At 38.4% G+C, this 22105-nt stretch carries 18 protein-coding genes; 10 read left to right on the forward strand and 8 right to left on the reverse strand.

What is annotated here, in order from left to right:
* Nucleotides 1-12: 12 nt before the first annotated feature.
* The 8 genes from EG346_RS12655 (at nt 13) to EG346_RS12695 (ending at nt 9120) form a co-directional block, all read left to right on the forward strand.
* Nucleotides 13-1074: a glucosaminidase domain-containing protein gene (locus EG346_RS12655; RefSeq protein WP_123879047.1), complete on the forward strand. Its 1062-nt coding sequence runs from the start codon at nt 13-15 to the stop codon at nt 1072-1074.
* Between the two features lie 74 nt (nt 1075-1148).
* The gene (gene hemL / locus EG346_RS12660; protein WP_123879049.1) at nt 1149-2432 is read left to right on the forward strand and encodes a glutamate-1-semialdehyde 2,1-aminomutase; all 1284 of its coding nucleotides are present in this window, start codon (nt 1149-1151) and stop codon (nt 2430-2432) included.
* A gap of 394 nt (nt 2433-2826) precedes the next feature.
* Nucleotides 2827-3672, forward strand: coding sequence for an RteC domain-containing protein (locus tag EG346_RS12670; protein WP_078674553.1), 846 nt, complete (start codon nt 2827-2829; stop codon nt 3670-3672).
* 251 nt (nt 3673-3923) lie between these two features.
* A complete protein-coding gene (locus EG346_RS12675) occupies nt 3924-4277 on the forward strand; it encodes a helix-turn-helix domain-containing protein (protein WP_074229993.1) in 354 nt (117 codons plus the stop codon).
* 11 nt (nt 4278-4288) lie between these two features.
* Nucleotides 4289-4579 (forward strand): helix-turn-helix domain-containing protein, encoded by a 291-nt coding sequence (locus EG346_RS12680; RefSeq protein ID WP_074230273.1) that lies wholly within the window; start codon nt 4289-4291, stop codon nt 4577-4579.
* A gap of 102 nt (nt 4580-4681) precedes the next feature.
* Nucleotides 4682-6151, forward strand: a complete 1470-nt coding sequence (locus EG346_RS12685; RefSeq protein ID WP_123879053.1) for a DUF3945 domain-containing protein — start codon at nt 4682-4684, stop codon at nt 6149-6151.
* A gap of 6 nt (nt 6152-6157) precedes the next feature.
* Complete coding sequence (locus EG346_RS12690; RefSeq protein WP_123879055.1) at nt 6158-8242, forward strand: type IA DNA topoisomerase; 2085 nt, start codon at nt 6158-6160, stop codon at nt 8240-8242.
* A complete protein-coding gene (locus EG346_RS12695; RefSeq protein ID WP_123879057.1) occupies nt 8242-9120 on the forward strand; it encodes an ORF6N domain-containing protein in 879 nt (292 codons plus the stop codon). The genes EG346_RS12690 and EG346_RS12695 overlap by 1 nt, the downstream gene beginning before the upstream one ends.
* Nucleotides 9121-9147: 27 nt before the next feature.
* On the opposite strand, the gene EG346_RS12700 is transcribed toward EG346_RS12695, so the two are convergent.
* From EG346_RS12700 to EG346_RS12710, 3 genes are all read right to left on the reverse strand, one after another.
* Nucleotides 9148-9735, reverse strand: coding sequence for an ASCH domain-containing protein (locus EG346_RS12700; RefSeq protein ID WP_088583481.1), 588 nt, complete (start codon nt 9733-9735; stop codon nt 9148-9150).
* Between the two features lie 2 nt (nt 9736-9737).
* Nucleotides 9738-10580 carry an SDR family oxidoreductase gene (locus EG346_RS12705; protein ID WP_088583480.1) on the reverse strand — a complete coding sequence of 281 codons (843 nt, stop codon included), beginning with the start codon at nt 10578-10580 and terminating at the stop codon, nt 9738-9740.
* A 66-nt stretch (nt 10581-10646) separates the two neighbouring features.
* Complete coding sequence (locus EG346_RS12710) at nt 10647-11441, reverse strand: AraC family transcriptional regulator (protein WP_088583479.1); 795 nt, start codon at nt 11439-11441, stop codon at nt 10647-10649.
* 169 nt (nt 11442-11610) lie between these two features.
* Here EG346_RS12710 and EG346_RS12715 point away from each other — a divergent pair, with 169 nt between their 5' ends.
* The gene (locus EG346_RS12715) at nt 11611-12048 is read left to right on the forward strand and encodes a DUF1896 domain-containing protein (protein ID WP_088583478.1); all 438 of its coding nucleotides are present in this window, start codon (nt 11611-11613) and stop codon (nt 12046-12048) included.
* Nucleotides 12035-17446, forward strand: coding sequence for a helicase-like domain-containing protein (locus EG346_RS12720; RefSeq protein ID WP_123879059.1), 5412 nt, complete (start codon nt 12035-12037; stop codon nt 17444-17446). The genes EG346_RS12715 and EG346_RS12720 overlap by 14 nt, the downstream gene beginning before the upstream one ends.
* A gap of 14 nt (nt 17447-17460) precedes the next feature.
* On the opposite strand, the gene EG346_RS12725 is transcribed toward EG346_RS12720, so the two are convergent.
* The 5 genes from EG346_RS12725 to EG346_RS12745 all read right to left on the reverse strand — a co-directional run bounded on the left by EG346_RS12725 (nt 17461) and on the right by EG346_RS12745 (nt 22099).
* Complete coding sequence (locus EG346_RS12725; protein WP_074229988.1) at nt 17461-18282, reverse strand: RteC domain-containing protein; 822 nt, start codon at nt 18280-18282, stop codon at nt 17461-17463.
* A gap of 69 nt (nt 18283-18351) precedes the next feature.
* Entirely contained in the window at nt 18352-19581 is a 1230-nt protein-coding gene (locus EG346_RS12730) for an MFS transporter (RefSeq protein WP_074229987.1), read from the reverse strand.
* 65 nt (nt 19582-19646) lie between these two features.
* Nucleotides 19647-20528 carry a bestrophin family protein gene (locus EG346_RS12735; protein ID WP_123879061.1) on the reverse strand — a complete coding sequence of 294 codons (882 nt, stop codon included), beginning with the start codon at nt 20526-20528 and terminating at the stop codon, nt 19647-19649.
* 29 nt (nt 20529-20557) lie between these two features.
* On the reverse strand, nt 20558-20881 hold the full coding sequence (locus tag EG346_RS25110; protein WP_074229985.1) for a DUF6122 family protein: 324 nt from the start codon (nt 20879-20881) through the stop codon (nt 20558-20560).
* A 30-nt stretch (nt 20882-20911) separates the two neighbouring features.
* The gene (locus EG346_RS12745; protein WP_074229984.1) at nt 20912-22099 is read right to left on the reverse strand and encodes an efflux RND transporter periplasmic adaptor subunit; all 1188 of its coding nucleotides are present in this window, start codon (nt 22097-22099) and stop codon (nt 20912-20914) included.
* Nucleotides 22100-22105: the final 6 nt, after the last annotated feature.

Consider the following 22105-nt stretch of genomic DNA (forward strand, 5'->3'; position numbering starts at 1 on the left):
AAATTGAAAAACATGAAAAGACTTTTCTTACTCGTAAGCCTTTTAGTTTTATCAAAATTCTCAGCTCAGGCTTGGGCTACTGAAGACCAGTACATTCAAAAATTCGCTAAATATGCGGTAGAAGAAATGGAAAAATACAAAATTCCTGCTTCTATTACATTGGCTCAGGGACTCCTGGAGACCGGAGGAGGGCAGAGCAGACTGGCTCAGGAAGGCAAAAATCACTTTGGAATAAAATGTAAAGAAGACTGGACAGGAAAAACCATGAAGCATACAGATGATGCTCCCAATGAGTGTTTCCGCGTCTATGAAGACCCAAGACAGTCGTACGAAGACCATTCTATATTTTTATCAACAAGAAAATATTACACGAATCTCTTTAATCTCAATATGAAGGATTACAAAGCGTGGGCGCATGGCCTTAAAAAAGCAGGATATGCAACCAATCCTCGTTACGCTTCCATCCTGATCAGTAAAATTGAAAAGTACAGACTGTATGAGTACGATGATACCAGCTCTACAGAAGTTTTGTATGCCGTTCTTAAAATGTACCCGGATCTGAAAGATGACCGCGCGTTTATGGCTCAGCTGGAACCTTCAAAGAACATCAGTAAGAAAGCGAAAGATGCCGTGACTGTTGAGGTTCCTTACAAACAGACTTCTTATGCGCAGCAACAGAAGAGAGTGGAAAGGATTAAAACAAAAGCTGAAATCCTTAATTCGATTCTTATTAAAACCCATCCCAACGATGGTTTACGATATATCGTCATTCCTGAGGACACGAATGTTAAATTCATCGCAGATAAATTCCGGGTAAGCGAAAGCAGACTTATGAAATGGAATGAGCTCGAAAGCGATGTTCTGAAGAAAAATGATATTGTATTTCTTGAATCTAAAAACTCTTCAGGAAATACTGCCGTTTACAAAGCAGAATCCGGCGAAGATATGCACGATATCGCACAGAAATTCGGAATCAAATTGAATAAATTATACGCAAAAAACAGAATGGATGAAGGACAAAAACCATCTGCAGGCCAGCTGATTTATTTGATTGATAAAAAACCTAGAAACTAATTTTTGTTGTAAGTTTCTCATGGTCAGTTACTCTTTAACGGCCAGATTATAAACTTGCAACACTCAACTAAAATATGAAGTATCAAAGAAGTTCGGCTTTATTCGATGAAGCCTACAAATACATTCCGGGAGGAGTCAATTCTCCGGTTCGCGCATTCAAATCAGTAGGAGGTGTTCCTGTATTTATGAAATCTGCAAAAGGCGCTTATCTTACCGATGCAGATGACAATACCTATATCGACTACATCAATTCATGGGGACCTGCTATCTTAGGACATACCCATCCTGAAGTACTGGAAGAACTGAAAATACAGGCTGAAAAAGGCTTTTCTTTTGGAGCGCCTACAGAACTGGAAACAGAAATTGCTAAATTCATCGTAGAAAACGTTCCTAATATTGACCAGATCAGAATGGTTTCTTCAGGTACAGAAGCCTGTATGAGTGCGGTAAGACTGGCAAGAGGATTTACAAAAAGAGATAAGATCGTTAAATTTGAAGGCTGTTATCATGGCCACTCAGATTCATTTCTGATCAAAGCAGGAAGTGGTGCTGCCACTTTCGGAAATCCAAATTCTCCGGGTGTAACAGAAGGAACCGCTAAAGATACTCTTCTGGCCCGCTACAATGATTTTGAGCAGGTAGAAGATTTGTTCCGTCATAATCAGGGACAGATTGCAGCCATTATTATCGAACCTGTTGCCGGAAATATGGGTTGCGTACTTCCTGAAAATAATTTTCTTCAGAATCTGAGAAAAATCTGTGATGAAAACGGAGCTTTGTTGATTTTTGATGAAGTGATGACAGGTTTCAGGTTAGCTTTTGGAGGAGCACAGGAACTGTACAATGTAAAAGCTGATTTAGTGACCTATGGAAAAGTGATCGGGGGAGGTCTTCCGGTAGGGGCTTTTGCAGGAAGAAACGAAATCATGGACCATCTTGCGCCAAAAGGAGGCGTTTATCAGGCGGGAACCTTAAGCGGTAATCCATTAGCAATGAGAGCTGGATTGAAAACACTACAGCTGATTAAAAATGATCCAGAATTCTTTAACAGAATTAATAAAACAGCAGAGACCCTGGATTTCGGGATCGGAAAAATTCTGAATGAAAAAGGAATTGCCCATAAAATCAACAGAAAAGGATCGATGATGTCGGTATTTTTCCACATCAACAGCGTTTCCAATTTTGATGAAGCCGCCGCTTCTAACCATTCTTTATTCAATAACTTCTTCCATCAGATGCTTCAAAATGGAATCTATCTTCCGCCAAGTGGCTACGAAACCTATTTCATCAGCGACGCAATCAAAGATAAAGAAATTGAAATGACGCTTGAAGCCGTAAGAAAATTTGAGTATTCTTAAGATTTACTACATCAATTATAATAAGACTGGATTTTAGAATCCGGTCTTTTTTTATTAGAAAAAGATTAATCAAGTCGAAATTGACTAATAAACAGTAGCTTACAAGAGTGCAAAACTCTGTTGGTAACGATTTAGTAATGGTGCTTACTGCGCTTGATTTCATTGAATTACCCCTGTAAATCAATACTACAAATTTAATGATTAATGGGCAATGTGGCTAACACTTTGTCCATTTTTTTTGTCTGCCTTTTTTTGTATTTGAAATTTCACTTCAAAAAAAAAAATTCCCACCTTGGGGGAACCTGTGGGAATGGTTTCATTATTTTTTTCAAATTTTGAATAATCAAAGATTTGATTATAAAACAAATAATGTTAACCTAAAATCGATTACGCTATGGAAATCCTATTAAGTGAAATATTATTAAAAATTCGGCATCAAGAAAATATTTTTTCTTCTCATATAATGCAGACGTCTGACGAGGCTTACCAAATGACTTTATTTCTAAATACGATGTTGCATAACATTAAAGCAGATGTTTTAAAATCAGGTTTTAAGAATGAACAACAAGAAATAGACTTTTTTAAAAACATTAAACCGCAAATTTTAGGCAAACTTATTTATTACAATAAGGTATTTCGTCTTGAAACAACTTGTCCTGCAAGCAAAGGCAAAATGTACCAAAGTTTTTACGAAAAACAGTTGAAAATTCTTAAAACCGAATACGAGGAAAACATCTGCAACGAAGATTTTTACAGATATTATCGTGCAAATAGAACAGACCGTGACCATAGCTATTTCACACTTGGAAACATAAATTATCACGATGGTTTAAAGAGCGGTGTATTTGAAATTGACCTAACTTTCTCAACCTATTATGACCACAAAATAGCCCATATAATTGCCAATGAACTAATCTATACTTATTTACTTTCCAAAATAAATCCTGAAGAAAATCCCGATGCGCTTTTACAAAATTTAGAAACCAACAAGGATATTTCGTGGACAAATTCACAAAATGCACTCATTGAACTGATATACGCTCTTTATGCTTCAAATTCCGTGGCTTACGGAAAAATTGGTATCCGAAAATTAGCTTTGATTTTTCAAGTCCTCTTCCAAACACCCTTAAATGATATACATCACTCTTTCCACCGGATGAAAACAAGGGCTGGCTCCCGAACTGCATTTTTAGACCAACTCAAATTGTCACTCGAAGAATATATGGATAAAGACCTTTAGGTTAATTCGGGGATATTTTTATTTTAAGCAGTACTCAAAAAGTACTGTTTTTTTTGCCCATATCTGCCAATTGGTAAATTCTTCCAAAACTTCAATACTAAATATTCAAAATGCCTTAAAAACCTTGTCTGATAAAGGTTTTACTTGATTGTGAAATTTTTCAAAAAACTTCAAAAACCAATGGGCAAGCATTGGCAGACAAACACTGCCACCTTTCACAATTTTGCATAGTGAACTTTAAATGATATGCAATGAAAATAATCACAATTGAAGAAGAAGCTTGGCTAAAGTTAAATAACAGTATTAATGCCATTGCCGATTATCTGAAAAAATTGGAAGATAAAAGTTATGATGACTTGTGGCTCAATAACCACGAGGTATCTCAATACCTACGCCTAAGCGAGAAAACCTTATGGCGTATGCGTACCAAAGGCGAGATTGCCTATTCAAAAATCTACGGTCAGTATTTCTACACCATCGGTGCAATTAAAGATATGCTGAATGCAAATGCAATTGAGAGTAGTGATGAGTTTTTGCAGGAACTTATGGCAAAAGGTAAAAGCTATATCGAAAAAGGAAGAAATCTGAAATTGGGGAAACCATAAAATGTATGGCTATGAATATTGATAGAATGGAATTTTTGGCGTGGATGGAACGCCTTATTGGTCGCCTCGATATGCTGGGCGATAATATCAATGAGTTGCAAAAAAAGCGTAACAGCATAGATGGCGAGGAATTATTGGACAATCAGGATTTGCTTCAAATGCTTAAAATCAGTAATCGTTCTCTGCAGCGGTATCGTTCGAATGGGAAGTTGCCTTATTATACGATTAGTGGAAAATTGTACTATAAACTTTCCGATGTACATCAATTTATTCGTGAAAGTTTTAATCCTCCTACTAAATAAATGAACGCCAATAAATGACAAATACTGCCTTTTAATGCCATTTCCACCAATCCAGTAAATGCTTGTTTTACATTCGATAGTGAATTTTAAATTTTTCAAATTATGAGCGAAGAAACAGCAAATACGCAGGAAATGCCCGAACAACTATCGGACATATTATTAGTGCTGGATAAAGAAAAAATGAAAATCCAAGCCGTAAAAAGTATCGACGAGAAAGGGAAAATGGAAACCGTTGACCCCACCAAGAAAAATGAAAATCAGTTTATGCGTGTGGATAAGGGTGGCGATTTTTTTTCCAATTTTTTTTCCAATTTTTTCAGCCAACTAAAGAACCCTACCAATTTTTCATTCTTTAAAGTACCTGCCCCTATCGCAGTTGAAAAAGCACAGGAAATGCAAAAACAGGTAAATAAGCCAACTCCCGAAGGCGAAAAAGTGATGCAAGAACACGAAATAAAAACAGAAATAAAGCAGGATAATAAACAAGAAAATCAAAAAGATATGGCAACAACACAAACAGCAGCGGAAACTAGCGAATACCGCTACAAACCGGAACAAATTGATTGGGACACAATGAATAATCTTGGATTGAGCAAGGAATTTTTAGAAAAAAGAAATCTGTTAGAACCTTTATTAAAAGGCTTCAAGACCAACGAACTTGTGCCCATTGGCGTTAATCTCGGTGGTTCAATTCTCCGTACTGATGCCCGTCTTTCATTACAGCAAGCCGAAGATGGAAAAGTTGTTGTGGGAATTCACGGTATCAAAAAAGAACCAACCTTACATTTTGAATTTTTCGGACACAAATTTACCGATGAAGACAAAAAAAATCTACTTGCAACTGGCAATATGGGTCGTGTGGTTGATTTAAAAAACACCAAAACAGGCGAAATGATGCCATCCATCATCAGTATAGATAGGCTTACCAACGACATTATTGCCCTACGGACAGATTTCATAAAAATCCCTGATGAAATTAAAGGCGTGAAACTCAATGATGCCCAAAAACAAACATTATTGGAAGGTAAACCGCTTTATTTAGAGGGTATGATTTCAAACAAAGGAACGGAATTTTCAGCAACGGTTCAGTTTAATGCAGACAAACGTTATGTTGAGTTTTTGTTTGATAGAAGCAACACCAACAAGCAAACTCAAAGCAACGGACAGAACAATCAACAAAGCAATCAGCAGAACCAAGCACAAGAAGCTCCAAAAACTTTCCGTGGTAAGGAACTGACCGATGAGCAACATAAGGATTTTAAAAATGGTCAAACCATCTACATTGACGGATTGGTAGACAAAAAAGGACAGCCTTATCAAGGTTACATCACTTTCAATAAAGAAGATGGTAAAACAAATTTTGAATTTCCAAATCAATACAAGGAAAGAGCAAAACCTACTGAAACCCATAAAACGCAAACTGCTGTCAATTCAGAAGGGAAAACCAATGAAGCCACCAAAAAAATCAATGAGCCTTTAAAATCGGGGCAACAAAGACCGAAAAACAAGCAACAGCAGGAACAACAGGAAAAGTCTCAAGCCCCTGCAAAGTCCAAAGGCGTAAAAAGATAATTAAGTATGAAAACTATCATTGCAGAAAAACCAAGCGTAGCAAGAGAAATAGCCAGACTTGTAGGAGCATCCGATAAAAAGGAAGGTTACCTGACAGGTAATGGCTATTTTGTTACGTGGGCATTCGGTCATTTAATAGGATTGGGAATGCCAGAAGATTACGGGATTTCGGGGTTTGACAAAGCTGCTTTGCCGATACTCCCCAACCCTTTTTTGTTGACCGTCCGGAAAGTAAAAAAAGACAAAGGTTATACCGCTGATACAGGCGCATTAAAGCAACTGAAAGTTATTGAGCAGCTATTTAAGCAAAGTTGCAGCATTATCGTTGCAACCGATGCAGGGCGTGAAGGCGAACTCATTTTTAGGTACATTTATGAATACCTGAAATGTAACAAGCCCTTTGAACGCCTTTGGATAAGCTCGCTTACCGAAAAAGCCATTAAACAAGGCTTTGATAACCTTAAAGACGGGGCAGCATTTGACGGACTTTACCAGGCGGCACAAGGCAGAAGCCGTGCCGATTGGCTCGTGGGCATCAATGCTACACAGGCATTGAGCATAGCCGCAGGAAATGGTATCTATTCACTCGGAAGAGTGCAAACGCCTACATTGGTTTTGATATGCAAACGCTATCTGGAAAACAAAAATTTCTCGGTAAAGAGATATTGGCAGATACAGTTATCGCACAACAAAGAGCTGATAGATTTTAAAAGCATTTCCAAAACCAAATGGGAAGACCAAAAACTTGCCGATGATACGCTGAAAGCCATTCGGCGAAGCGAAATGGCAACGGTTACATCGGTAGAAACCAAAAGTGTAACGGAGCAACCTCCTTTATTGTTCGACCTAACCGGACTGCAAAAGGAAGCTAACAAAAAACTGAACCTTTCTGCCGAAGAAACGCTCAATATTGCCCAAAGCCTCTACGAAAAAAAGTTTATCACATATCCACGTACCGGGAGCAAGTACATACCAGAAGATGTGTGGGCAGAAATTCCCAATCTCGTAAGAGCTTTGCAGGACAGAGAAACTTGCAAGCAAGCAGTGTCAAAAATAAAATGGGGACGTTTCAATAAACGCATCGTGAACGATTTGCGTGTTACCGACCACCACGGATTATTGATTACGGATAAAATCCCGTCTGCCCTGAACGCAAAGGAAAGCTCCGTTTATGATATGATTGCCTTTCGGTTGCTCGAAGCCCTTTCACAAGCCTGCATCAAAGAGATAACCGATGTGGGTTTACAGGCGTTGCATTATGATTTTACGGCAAAGGGTTGTAAGGTTATAGAAGCGGGCTGGCGTTCCATCAAAGGCAGTTTCTCCGATGATGATACCGAGCCTGTACAGGATTTGCCCGAACTGAAAAAAGGCGATGAACTTAAAAAAAAAGAAGCCTCCGTTTTGGAAAAAAAAACCAAACCGCCTGTATTATATACCGAAGCAGGGCTTTTGTCGGCTATGGAAAGTGCAGGAAAGGAAATCGAAAATGAAGACGAACGGAAAGCCCTGCAAAATATCGGTATTGGCACTCCGGCTACAAGAGCCGCAATAATTGAAACCCTGTTTACCCGTAACTATGTACAACGTGAAAAGAAATCCTTAATCCCTACCGAAAAAGGATTGCAGGTGTACGAATTGGTCAAAGACCGTAAAATTGCGGATGTGGCAATGACCGCCGAATGGGAATTGGCTTTGCAAAAAATCGAAAACAACGAAGCCGATGCAGGGGCATTTCAAAAAGAAATGGAAACTTACGCCTCATCTATTACCAATGAACTGTTGCAAACTTCGATTGCTCAAAATAACCTGCCAAAATTGGTTTGCCCGAAATGTAAAAGCCAGCAACTCACTATCCGTGATAAAATAGTGAAGTGTCCTGATGAGGCTTGTAATTGGGTACAGTTCCGTAATGTATGTGGCGTACAAATCGGCATAGCCGATATTGAAAGCCTTATCAATAAAAAGAAAACTTCACTCATCAAAGGAATGAAAAGCAAGGCAGGTAAGAAATTCGATGCTTATATCGTGTTGAATGAGGATTGCAAAACCTCTTTTGAGTTTACCAAAAATAAAAGCTACAAAAAGTAATGGAAAATAAGCCTATTAGCATAATGGAAATCAAAAACCTGATTTATTCCATACGTGGAAAGCAAGTGATGTTGGATAGCGACCTCGCTTCCTTATACCAAGTGGAAACAAAGAACCTCAACAAAGCCGTAAAAAGAAATATTGAAAGGTTTCCTGCTTCTTTTTGCTTTCAACTGACCGAAGAAGAAGTTGAAAACTTGAGGTTCCAATTTGGAACCTCAAGTTTAAGCTATGGCGGAAGACGTTATTTGCCCTACGTTTTTACTGAACAAGGTGTCGCAATGGCTTCTGCCATACTCCGTTCAGATATTGCAGTTAAAGTCAGTGTTGAAATTATGGAAGCGTTCGTTGAAATGCGTAGAATGCTTATCAGTAATTCCGCTTTGTTTCATCGTTTGGATAAAATTGAACTGAAACAATTAGAAGCCGACCAAAGATTTGAAGAGATTTTTAAGGCTTTGGAAAGCGACAAGCTCCACAGTGAAAAAGGTATTTTCTACAACGGGCAGGTTTTTGATGCCTATGCCTTTGTTTCCGATATTATCCGAAGTGCCGAAAGTTCCATTATCCTTTTGGATAATTATATAGATGATACGGTACTGACCTTATTGGGTAAACGTGGCGATGCCGTAACTGCAACCATCTATACCAAAAATATCAGCAACCAGCTAAGGCTGGATGTGCAACGGTACAATAGCCAATACCCTCCGATTGAAATTGAGGCTTTTTCCGATGCACACGACCGCTTTTTAATTATTGATGATACGGAACTCTACCATATCGGAGCGTCACTGAAAGACCTGGGCAAAAAATGGTTTGCCTTTTCGAGAATGGATATTGAAGTCGGCAGAATGCTTCAAATCCTCAACAATCCATAACACGAACCTCTGCACTTTCAGAGGTTTTTATTTTTCATTTAATAGATTTTCGGTAAAACTCTTACCTAATGGCGAAAGCTCGTAACCTACTGTATGGCTTATTGTCAAACCCAAATTTTTCAATTTTCGGATATTCAGTTTCAGCCATTCTTTTTCAAAGCCTGTCAGCTTTGCAATGCCAATGGCGTGTAAATCTGGATTGTCTTTTATCGTCAATAAAATTTTTTCCGTCCAATGTCCTTGCTTGCTGTGATTGTCCAACCGTTCTAACTTCTTTTTTAGGTCGGCAAATTGTTTTCCTGATAGTTCCGTTTGCTCTCTTAATTTTATTCGTGGGTCTGCGGAATGATAGCTAACAGATATTTTGAAAATCATTCCTATGCTGTTGTGCGTAAATGATTGTAGTAATTGTTTTTTGTTTGCAAATCCTGCGTGTAAAACGTCTTTGTCGGTTATATCGGTTTCGTCTACGATTTCAATTTTACGGATTTCTACTAAGCCGATAGATGTATGTAAAAGGTTTCCGACTTTTACAGAAACCTTTTGCCATCTGCGGAATGCCAAAGTTATCTTGCCCGATTTTATTCCGCTTAAATGTATCTCTTTAAATAACATACTTATAAACTCTTTACATACTTGTTCAAATCTAAGGGTTTTCTGCCAAGCAATTTTTCAAGAGTATCGGATGTATATGAAAATTCTCCCACTTTAATCCCGTTTGCCATACTTACCAATAAATCCACTACATCTACAGGCATTTGATAGCCAATCAATTCTTCTCTAAAAGTAGTGTCTGCAATATCAATGTGTTTCATTTCGGCACTTAACAGCTTTGCCAATTCGCCAAACGTATATGCTTTATTTCCTGTGATTTCATAAGTTTGGTTTTGGTGTGTGTTTTCGGTCAGTACGTTTGCAATGGCTTCCGCTATGTCTGTTCGTGATACAAAACTTACTTTTCCGCTTCCCGATGGATAACGGATTTCATTTGTCTGGAAAACGTTTCCAATCAGTTCGGGTATGGCTTCCATATACATACTGTTTCTGAAAAACGTGTAAGGAATTTTTGTTTCCTTTATCAATTCTTCCGTATGGTATTGCGTTTCCGTTCCTTGAAAAATGGTGTTGGGTCGGGCTTGTACGATACTTGTATAAACAATGTGCTTTACGTTGTTTTCCACGATTGCATTTACGACATTCTTTTCCTGCTGTTTGGCTGTTTCAATGTCCACTCCGATGGTGGATATTTGCAATACTGTCTCTATCCCTTTGAATACCTCTTTAAGTGTGTTGAAATCGTTGTAATCCGCTTGTTTGGTGGTTACGCCCTTTTCCTTAAATTCATTTACCGTTTCGGGGTTTCTGATAATGGCAACAATATCGGTCGGTGCTACTTTCTGTAACAAAAATTGAATGGTCGCTTTTCCTAAATGTCCGTTTGCTCCTGTAATGGCTATCATAACTTTACTTTTTCCTGCAAAATTATCAGCCTTCTTTTTGGTAAAATTGGATAAAACCGACAACGCTTAAATTTTCCATTCGGGGAAGTTCGCAACTTGTTCGTTGGCGTTGCGTATAAAATGTTTAGGGTTTGTTCCCGCAAATTCGTGAAACTCTCTGATAAAGTGCGATTGGTCAAAATAATCGTTTTGGTAAGTAATGTCGGTCAGTGAATTAAATCTGGTTTGGCGCATGCTTTCCAAGGCGGATTGAAAGCGGTTTATCCTTGCGTATAGTTTGGGTGATATACCAATATGCTGTTTAAAATGCCGTTCCAACGAACGTTCAGATAGGTTCAGTTCGTTTTGTATCGTCGGTAGGCTCACACCTTTTTGCAGCTGGACCGTTGCAAAATTTACTTTTTCGTTTTCGGTATTTCTTTGTTTAGCAAGATGTATCAAAAAGGAAGACAATAATTCTATTCGCTGGTTGGAAGAAGTCGTATCGGAAAGTTGGTCAGTTATATTGGTATTAACCAGTTCGTTTATGCTAATATGTTGATTAGTCAGCTCATTAGAATCTACTCCAAAAATGGATTTTAGTGCGGTCGGTTCAAAATAAACGCCAATGTTTCGGAAATTTTTTATTGCTCTGTGTTCAGTGTATCGTGTAGTCTGCCCATATAAAAACAATTGTGGTAACTCTTGATTGTCTTTGTCATGGAATGCTTTTTCGTTTTCCTGAAAAATAAGTCCGGGCAAGCCATCCGATATGATCTTGAAAGTCTTTTGAGAAAAGCCTAAACTATCGTCTTCCAATATCCAAAAATAGCGGACATATTTCCGTAATGGCTCTGTCGGAAGTATTTGTTGATAATTCATTTTGTTTGTCCTTTTTGCTTCGTCATTTCAAAAGTACAAATTAAATCCCTCACTATTAGTTCTCTTACGCCAAATCCTGCCTCTCAACGCCAAACCCTGCCACATTTTTAACGGCTCTTATCTACTGCTATAATTTTAGGGTTCAAGTAAATTCTAACAAAATTATAGTATGGATATACAGCAAAAAGACCTATCATATTTTAGGTTACGACTACAAGAATTATTAAACACCAGCTTCCCCGAAAAGGCAAACGACCAAAAATTTATTGACCAACGTTCATCGTGGGCTGCCAATGCTTACGAGGGTGCTTTCCGTTCGGGAAACGCTATTGAGCAATGCAACGAAATAGCCAACTACATACTTTTTGAGGGCTTGTATTTCTCCAAATTCGATACGGTTTTCCAAGTCGTATGCAATGAGTTTGATACCATAATGGCAGACGAGGAACTGCGACCATTCGCCTTTAGAATGCTCCCTGTTTGTGAGCCTGTTTTCTCCGGCTATGAACTAACCGATGACTTCGCATACGGTTATGAGTTTGATCTGCTCTATACCGAAATAACCGGAACCATCGCAATATGGATAGAGAAAAATGGGCTTCAGTAAAAAGCAACATCTCCAACAGAACATTGATGCCCTGCGAATTGCTTTTAAACTGGAAAAGGAGATACGACAAGCCACCGTAGGTGAAAGGCTGCTAATGATGCAATACAGCGGATTTGGCGGTCTTAAATTCGTATTGAACCCCATAGCGAACGAAATAGACATCAATAGTTGGAGAAAAACAGAACACGACCTTTTCCCGATTACGCAGGAACTTCACCAACTACTCAAAGAAAATTCAGAAGACGAAAAGCAATACCGCAGGTATGTGGACAGTATGAAAAGCTCCGTACTGACGGCTTTTTATACACCGCCACAGGTCATAGATGCGATTTCCGCAACTTTTCGTGAAAGCGGTCTGAACATTGATAAATTCCTCGAACCCTCCGCAGGTATCGGCTCGTTCATTCAATCCTTTTCCGAAAACCAACAACCCAAAGTTACCGCCTTTGAAAAGGATTTGCTGACAGGCAAAGTTTTAAAACAGCTTTATCCCGAAAGCCATATCCGCATCAGCGGTTTTGAGGAAATCCCCGAAAAGGAACAAAACAGCTATGATGTAATCGCCAGTAATATACCGTTCGGCGATACTTCCGTCTTTGATTTATCCTATTCCCGAAGCAAGGACAGTGCAAAAGTACAGGCAGCCCGAAGCATACACAATTACTTCTTTCTAAAGGGTGCTGATATGCTCCGTGAGGGAGGTTTGTTAGTTTACATTACTTCACAAGGAATTTTAAATAGCCCAAAGAACGAACCGATACGCAGGGCATTAATGCAGGATAACAATTTGGTTTCGTTGGTCAGATTGTCCAACAATTTGTTTACGGAATATGCAGGAACGGAAGTTGGCAGTGATTTGATTATCCTTCAAAAAAATACGGCAAAACAAAATCTGACAGAAGCGGAAGAACTCTTTTGTCAGAGCAAGCAAACAGAATACAATACGCCTGGTAATGCTTTTTTTCAGGACAGCACAAGAATTGTACATACAGACCGCAAATTAGATACCGACCCTTATGGAAAACCAGCATTAATTTATACGCACAAAGACGGCGTTGCCGGAATTGCCAAAGACCTCAAAAAAATGCTTTCCGACGATTTTGGAAAGCACCTGAATTTAGGTTTGTTCAAAAGCGAACGGAACGATGAACCTTTAATACAAATTCCGATTGAGCCAACGGTTATCGAACCTGTAACCATTCAACCGGAAATACAATCTTTATCTGTTCCTATAATCAATCGGGAAAACCCGCAGGAATTAAAACAATTAAGCATTTTCGACCTATTTGAAAATTCGGACGAGCCTGTAATGGTTACTGCTCCACCTAAAAGAACAACACAAGTTAAAAGGCAAAGCACCAATAAAAGAAGAGGTGCAATGGGTCGCCAACCTGACCTGTTCAGTAGTGCGATACAGCAACCTTATGCACCTCCGATTACCAATAGAACTACCAACGGAAGCCCATCTAACAATGGCGAAAAACAGGAAGCCATCGGCGACCTGTTTTCGGGTCTCAATGGGAATGGCCAAGCTGATAAGCCAGCCGATGCCGACAACATTCCTGAACCAGCTCCGTATGGTGAACAATTAAAATCATTCCACAGAAACGATTGCCTTGTATTGGATAAAGGTTGGGTCGGTCATCTGCAAAATGTAGATACATCAGACGGTACGGCAGTATTCCACCCTTTGCAATTACCGACCTTGCAGAAAGCAAGAACAGAAGCCTACATTGCTGTACGTGATGTTTACCAAGATCTTTACAATAAGGAGGCGAAGCTTCAGACCGAACATAAAGAAGAAAGAGAAAATCTTAATCAATTATACGATGCCTTTGTCAAAAGGCACGGAAACCTCAACAGTGCCGATAATATCAAGCTCATCAAAACGGATAGTTCCGGAAAGGAAATACCTTATCTGGAACGTGTGGTTGGTGGCGTGGTACACAAGGCCGATATATTCAGTCGCCCTGTAAGTTTTTCTACCTTAACCATAACAACGGACAATCCCGAAGAAGCATTAGCGGCCTCGCTCAATAAGTACGGAAACGTGAATTTGGATTATATGTCCGAAATCAGCGGTATGACTGATGACGCTTTGAAAGAAGCCTTACACGGTCGTATTTATTACAATCCTTTACAAAAGAAATACGAGATATCCGAACGCTGGATTGCAGGTAACGTTGTGGAAAAAGCCCAGGAAGTCAAAGCGTATCTCGAAAGTAATCCCGATGATGCACAGGCTAAAGCAAGCCTTACCGTTTTGGAAGAAGCCCGACCAAGACGAATTGAGTTTGAAGAATTGGATTTTAACCTCGGCGAGCGTTGGATACCCACTGGTATTTATGGCCGGTTTGCTTCACATCTTTTTGATACGGAGGTGAACATTCATTACTCGGAGAGTTCTGATGATTTTTCTGTAAGCTGTAAACAAAAGAATGTTCATATATGGGATAAATACGCCGTAAAAGCTGAAAGCCGGACGTTTGACGGGATTGCTCTGCTCAAACACGCCCTTGTCAATACTACGCCTGATATTACTAAAAAAGTGATGGTTGGCGATCAAGAAGTCAAGGTACGGGATATGGAAGCCATACAAATGGCGAATACCAAGATTGATGAAATCCGAACCGCTTTTACAGACTGGCTTCATGCCCAAAATGATGAATTTAAAACAAGGCTTACCGACAAATACAACGACACGTTTAACTGCTTTGTCCGTCCGAATTACGACGGAACTCACCAGAACTTTCCTGGGTTAGACCGCAAAGCACTCGGAATTGAAGATTTGTATTCCAGCCAAAAGGACACGGTTTGGATGATAAAGCTGAACAACGGTGCAATCTGCGACCACGAAGTAGGTGCAGGAAAGACGCTCGTAATGTGTACGGCAGCACAGGAAATGAAGCGTTTAGGGTTGGCTCATAAACCTATGATTATCGGGCTAAAAAGCAATGTCCACGAAATTGGCGAAGCTTACCGCACCGCTTATCCACACGCAAAAATATTGTTTCCGGGCAAAGAAGATTTTACACCCCAAAAACGCCAACGTATTTTTGGCGACATTAAAAACAACGATTGGGATTGCGTCATCCTCACGCACGACCAATTCGGGATGATACCGCAATCGTCCGAAATGCAAAAAGAAATTCTACAAATTGAGTTAGATAGCGTAGAACGAAACCTCGATGCGTTGCAATCGCAGGGCAAAGAAGTTACCAGAGGAATGCTTGCCGGAGTAATCAAACGAAAAGAAAACCTTGAAGTAAAACTAAAAACTCTGCAACACGATATTGATAATCGCAAAGATGATGTGGTTGATTTTAAGATGATGGGCATTGACCATTTGTTTGTGGACGAAAGCCATCAATTCAAAAATCTGATGTTTAATACAAGGCATTCAAGGGTTGCAGGATTGGGAAATGTGGACGGAAGCCAAAAGGCAATGAACCTGCTCTTTGCTATCCGCACCATTCAGGAGCGCATCAATGCGGATATGGGAGCCACTTTTCTTTCGGGAACAACTATCAGCAATTCTTTGACGGAGTTGTACCTTTTGTTTAAATACCTGCGACCAAGAGCAATGGAAAAACAGGGCATTCATTCTTTTGATGCTTGGGCAGCTATTTACGCAAGAAAAACGACCGATTATGAATTTTCAGTTGCCAATAATATTGTTGCAAAAGAACGTTTTCGATATTTTATAAAAGTGCCGGAATTGGCGCAATTCTATTCTGAAATTACAGATTACAGAACGGCAAAAGATATAGGAATTGACCGACCGGATAAGAATGAGATTTTATATACTATTCCGCCTACTCCAGACCAGTCTGCATTTATTCAAAAATTAATGGATTTTGCAAAAACAGGAAATGCCGAGTTGCTGGGAAGACCACCGTTGTCGCAAAGTGAAGAAAAAGCAAAAATGCTCATTGCTACAGACTACGCCCGCAAAATGTCGTTGGATATGCGAATGGTAAGTGGGAAATACGAAGACCATCCCGATAGCAAGGCTTCGCATTGTGCAGCAACTATTGCTAAATATTACAACCAATACAATGCACAGAAAGGAACGCAGTTCGTTTTTTCTGATTTGGGAACTTATAAACCTGGCGAATGGAATGTGTATTCTGAAATCAAACGCAAACTTGTGGAAGACCACGGTGTATCTGCTCACGAAATCCGTTTTATACAAGAAGCCAAAAATGATAAGCAACGTAAGGAACTTATTAAAGGAATGAACGAAGGCAAAATTCGTGTACTTTTCGGTTCTACAAGTATGCTTGGAACAGGCGTGAATGCGCAGAAAAGAGCCGTTGCTGTTCATCATCTTGATACGCCGTGGCGACCAAGCGACCTTGCTCAACGTGATGGCAGAGCTGTTCGCAAAGGCAATGAAATCGCCAAGTTCTTTGCCAACAACAAAGTGGATGTAATTATCTATGCAGTAGAAAAATCATTGGATAGTTATAAGTTCAATCTGCTTTACAACAAACAACTTTTTATTGACCAATTAAAAAACAATAACCTGGGCAAACGAACGATTGACGAAGGAAGTATGGATGAAAAATCGGGAATGAATTTTTCGGAATATGTGGCGATACTTTCAGGAAATACAGACCTGTTGGATAAAGCCAAATTAGAAAAACAAATTGCAGGTTTGGAAAGCGAAAAACAAGCTTTCAACCGTTCTAAATCTAGTGCCAAATACAAATTGCAAGATTATACAGTGTTATTGGAAAGCGCACAATCTCGTTTCAACAGAATGAACCTCGATTGGGGAAATTTAAAACAACGCATTCAAAAACATTCGGATGGAACTATTGCAAATCCTGTACAGTTAGACGGTTTACCACTTAATGCAGATATAAAACAAATCGGCATCAAGCTCAATCAACTTGCAGATAAATCCCGAACTGGCGGTCAGTACGAAGAGATTGGAAATTTGTACGGATTTACGTTGTTGGTAAAAACCGAAATGTCTGAAAAAGAAGGTTTGGATATTCGGGTAAACCGATTTTTGGTTCAGGGCGAAGGAAACATTAAATATACCTACAACAACGGTTTAATTGCTAAAGATGAAAAGCTGGCTGCAATGAATTTCCTAAACGCATTGGAAAAATTACCAAGCTACATCGACCAAGAGAAAAAGAAAATCGTAGAAATACAAAAAGATTTACCTGTGCTTCAGGAAGTGATAAATGGGACTTGGGCAAAAGAAGACAGATTGAGTGAACTGAAAACTGAATTGGCTTCGGTTGAACGGAAGATACAATTATCAATAAACCCCGAAAATAAAGGCGAAGAGAAAGAAAAAATTGAAAAACAAACGCTAAAAACAGCCAATCCCGAAAGTGCTTTAAAGAATAAAAGCATTCATCTTTCAAGAGGTGTTTAAAAATATCAAACCGTTTACATTTCGTCTTGTTCGTCCATTTTTTTCAGAAGACTTTCTTTAAGGTTATCAAGGAATTTTGTACGGTTGATTTTGCGGCTTTTCAGTTCGATGTAAGTGTGGTAAAAATCGCCTAAATCTATATTAAAAGTTTGTCCAAATGTTTTGGCTATCACTTTTAGATCTATGTTTCCACCTTCAAAAACAGCTTGGGAATGCAAAGCATAAATTAGTTCTATCAACGCCGTTTTACTGGCAGTCCAATTTAGTGTGGGCAAATCGGTTGATTTTTCTTCGTTTGTTGCTTTATGAAGTTGGTTTTCGATGTAAATTTGAAGCTGGTCATTGGCAATAATTTTTGCAACTTTATAATCGTGAGAAGTCGAAAAGGTATGGTCTGCCTGAAAATAAAAAGTATCTAAACTTAGCTTAATATCATATTTGCCACGTACAAAAATTTTTTCATCAATGTAGGTATTGTTGGTTCGATAGTATTTATAAAATTCAAGATTACTTTCAAAAAATCTTTTCAATTTCCTTAATTCTATATTTAAGTATTTTTTAATGAGTTTTGCACCGTAGGGTCTTTTGGTTTCGATTTTATAGATGGCGTTGTAAAAAATAAGCTTGGCAACAATTACAGGTTTCTGATATTTGAAAAAGCGGATTTCTTCCTCTTTATCTTGGAATTCATTTTTCAGGACATACTCCTTTAATTCGGACAAAGAATTTACAATAAGGTTGATGATTGCTTCAACTTTTTGAAAACAGCTTTCCGCTTCAATTTCTGTGATTTCAGTTTCTAGTTTATGCAACGTTTCATTGAAGAATTTAGTCATATATTTATCTTTTGGGATTAATATCTGGGCTAATTAATAAATGTCCTAATTATTTTCATTAAGCCATTTTTATTGTTTTACCTGTGGTTTTCTAATCAGCAGAATAGCTGCAATCGCTAAAATAATTGTGGCAATACCGCCATACAAAAACTCCCGACCGGGAAACTGTGTACCTAAAAATCCTGCAATGGGATAGGCTATTGCCCACCATAAATGGGAAAATGCGAAATGAGCACCATATACTTTGCCGTGGTCTTTGGCTTCAATATTTTCGCCGATTAGGGTTTCGGACGGCATATCTGCTAATGTTTGACCGATACCTGCCAAAACCCATAAAAACATTACTCCGTTGTATGGTAAAAAATTAGCAAAACTAATGGCTATACCTAGTAACATTGCACCGCTTATTAGGGATACACTTCTACTTTTCGATTTGTCTAAACTTCCCAATAAGAATGCGGTAATAGCTGCACCCACGCCAAAAATTGACATTATCCAACCGTAATGTTGGTCATCCAATTTCAAGGAATTTTTAACCAAACCTATTGTATTTACTAAGATGATAGCTCCTGCAATAGCTGATATAAACTCGATGCTTAAAGCGAAACGAACAATTTTGTTACCGAATAGTAATCGAATGCCTTTTAATACTTCATTCCACGTATTTTTAGATGCTGTATTCTCATTATTTACACCTTTTTGCAATGTTCCTTTGGGAATAGTAAGTATTATAAGTATAGCAACGAAAAGAGTTGCACCATTTATGAAAAATATTTGTGTAGCACCCATCCATACTGCGAAAATCCCTGCCAGTGCGGGTCCGAAAACACTCAATAACTGAAATGTTGCCATTGATAAACCATTGGCTTCTCTGTAAATTTCTTTTTCAACTATCTGTGGAATAATTGCCCTATAAGTTGGTGTAAAAAATGCTGCAAATACATTCAAGGCAAATATCAACCCATATAATTGCCATTCGGCATTAACGAATGGTAACGCACATACGATTGTCATTCTTGCCACCTGTGTAACGAGCAGTATCTGCTTTCGTTGAAATCTTTCTGATACAACACCTGCAAAAGGCGAAAAGAGAATATAGGCTGTTACCCTTAAAGTAAGGGCTGATGCTAATATTGCCGCTGCGTTTTTAGGGCTCATTTGGTAGGTAAGCAAAGCCAAACCGAGCCAAGTAAAAGCATCACCCAAAAGGCTTGCGATTTGGGCGAAATATAGCTTTGCAAAAGTAGCATTCCTCAGAGATTTGAAGGGTTCTATAATTGGTTTAATTATTTTATTCATTGTCTATTTAATTTTGATTTCTGTACGACAGATACACAGGTTTGATAATAAAAACTTAAGTACCACTACATTTCAAAATAAAGCTCATTGTCTTTCTTTTGGGGTATTTCGTCTTCACCAATCATTTGCTTGATATTGATTTCTATGGTTAAAGCCAGCGATGTCATCGGAGTATCAACAGGTGTATTCTCAAATGGGTCTTGCATCATTATGGCGGTTTTTTCTATGGCAATAAACATTATAGGAATAAGTATTGACAGTATAATTTGTATAGTAAACTGCGAATGCTCTAATCCGAATGGCACCAAGATGGTAAAAACGTAGATTAATGTATGTAATAGCAGGCTGTACGCTCTTGGGAATACCGTGTTTTTTTTGCGTTCACATTTCCCCATACTATCACATAGCTTAGTAATTGTTTCGTTTAGTTGCAGTTGCTGAAACTCCGAAATTTTTCTTTGTTCTGCTAAAAAACCCATTTGTTTAGAATGCTCATCAAGAATAGCGTTTGGAATATTGACAGCACTAATTTTATGAAAATTAATATACGCTTCGACTTTTGAAGAAAATCCTACTTTCCTCAAGGTTTCGCCCAGAGCATACACCCATACAATTTGCCGTTGAGCAAAGATTTTAATTTCTTCTTTTTCTTTAGTCGATAGAAATTGGTTCAATTGCCTTGTAAGTATTCGAGAGTCATTAACGATAGCTCCCCAAACAATCCTCGCCTCCCACCATCTTTCATAAGACTGTGAGGTTCTAAAGGCAAGTAAAATAGAAACAATAGTTCCTAAAAGAGCCAATATGCTAAATGGTATTGCAATATCTGCCAGTACAGGGGTTAAATGCAGAAAACCAATGGTTAGAGCAAAGGTAACTACAAAGAATATTTGCCATTTTACTTGCTTAACAAAGTATGAAATAGATATTTTTTTGTTTAAAAGCATTTCTTAAAATTTTTGTTATTAATCGTTCACTACCACAAACAGTCCTGAAAATCGGCTACCATATGCAGCAATAAACCAAGGGCAATAATTCTTATTATTTTGTTTCCAAATAGGAACAACAAAACATACAGCACTATAGCGTAATATGAATGCAGAAAGTGAAATCCTACACTGCATCTGTTTGGATCAAATATTGGTTCGGCAAACAGATGGTCAATGTCAACAAGCATCGTTGATAATAAAATTATCCAAACCGTTTTCCATTCCTTTTTAAAAAATACAAAAGCAACTAACCCTGGAAAGAAAAAATGCAGCGTATAGTGGATAATGTTTTGTAATATAAATAGGGACATATTTTAACTTCTATTTGGGGCAAATCTTAACTATTCCTCTTCTTCGGCATTTTTAATCGCTGATAAAATAGTGTACGCATTTTTGGTAACTATTTTTATTTGTTGAGGATTTGCTGTTGATGGTAATTCTATGCCCGTGTAACCTTCTTGTTCTATGCCTTTGGCAACTTGTATTAATTGAAAAGTATAACCGTTTTTGCCTTCATTGGTCTGCGCAATAATATAATCCACTCCTTCTAACTGTACAAGTGCATCATTCGGCACTGCATTTTTTTCATCTGTTCCGGTTTCTACCCACGCTTTTACATACATTCCCGGCAGTAGTTTTACATCTTTAGTAAAATGGCAATGTACGGGTATCATCTTTTTATCGTCTGCAGCCTGCCCAACCAAAAATACTTTTCCGGTGTGCTTGTAATCATTTTCATTGGATAGTGAAAACCTAACGGTTTGCCCTACCTGAATTTTGCCTAAATCTTTCTCAAAGGCATTTAAAGCAAGATGTAGGTCATTGGTACCTGTAATTTCAAATAGGATATCGGTAGGCGATGCGTATTTTCCGATATTGGTATTGCTGTTTTTTATGTAACCTGATATGGGTGCATAAATGCCCGCTGTTCTCGAAATTTTATTGCTCCTTTTAAGAGAAGCAGTACTGATGCCAATCAAAGCCATTTGCTGCTCTAATCCTGAGATGCGGGCTTTCATTACTTTGAAGTCGGAACTTACCTGCTGGTAGGTTTTTGCTGCATTTATATCCTCATTTCTTAAATCCTGTTGTCTTTTGTATTCCTGCGATAGGTATTCTAACCTGCCAATGCTTTCTAAATACTCCTGTTGTATGGAAATAAATTCAGGGTTTTCGAGTGTGGCTAATTGTTGCCCTTTTTTTACAAATTGCCCGGGTAATAAACCTGCTGATTTGATGTAACCGCCTAAAGGTGCAGATACGGTGGCTACACTGTTGGGTTCGGCTTCAATTGCACCCGTTAGTTTGATGATATTGCTTAGGTTTCGCAGTTCTATAGTACCCGTTTGTATATCCGATAATTTGTACTGGTCTGGCGTAAATGTTATTTGTTTTACTTGGGATGCAGTATCGGTTTTGTTCTCTGTAACTGCCTGTTCTGTAGCTGTTTCTTTTTGGTCTTTACAGGATAACACCGTAATTACTACGATTAGTAAAAAGGGAATGTATTTTTTGAACGAACTATTCATTTTTCT

The sequence above is a fragment of the Chryseobacterium carnipullorum genome (assembly GCF_003815695.1).
GTDB lineage: Bacteria > Bacteroidota > Bacteroidia > Flavobacteriales > Weeksellaceae > Chryseobacterium > Chryseobacterium carnipullorum.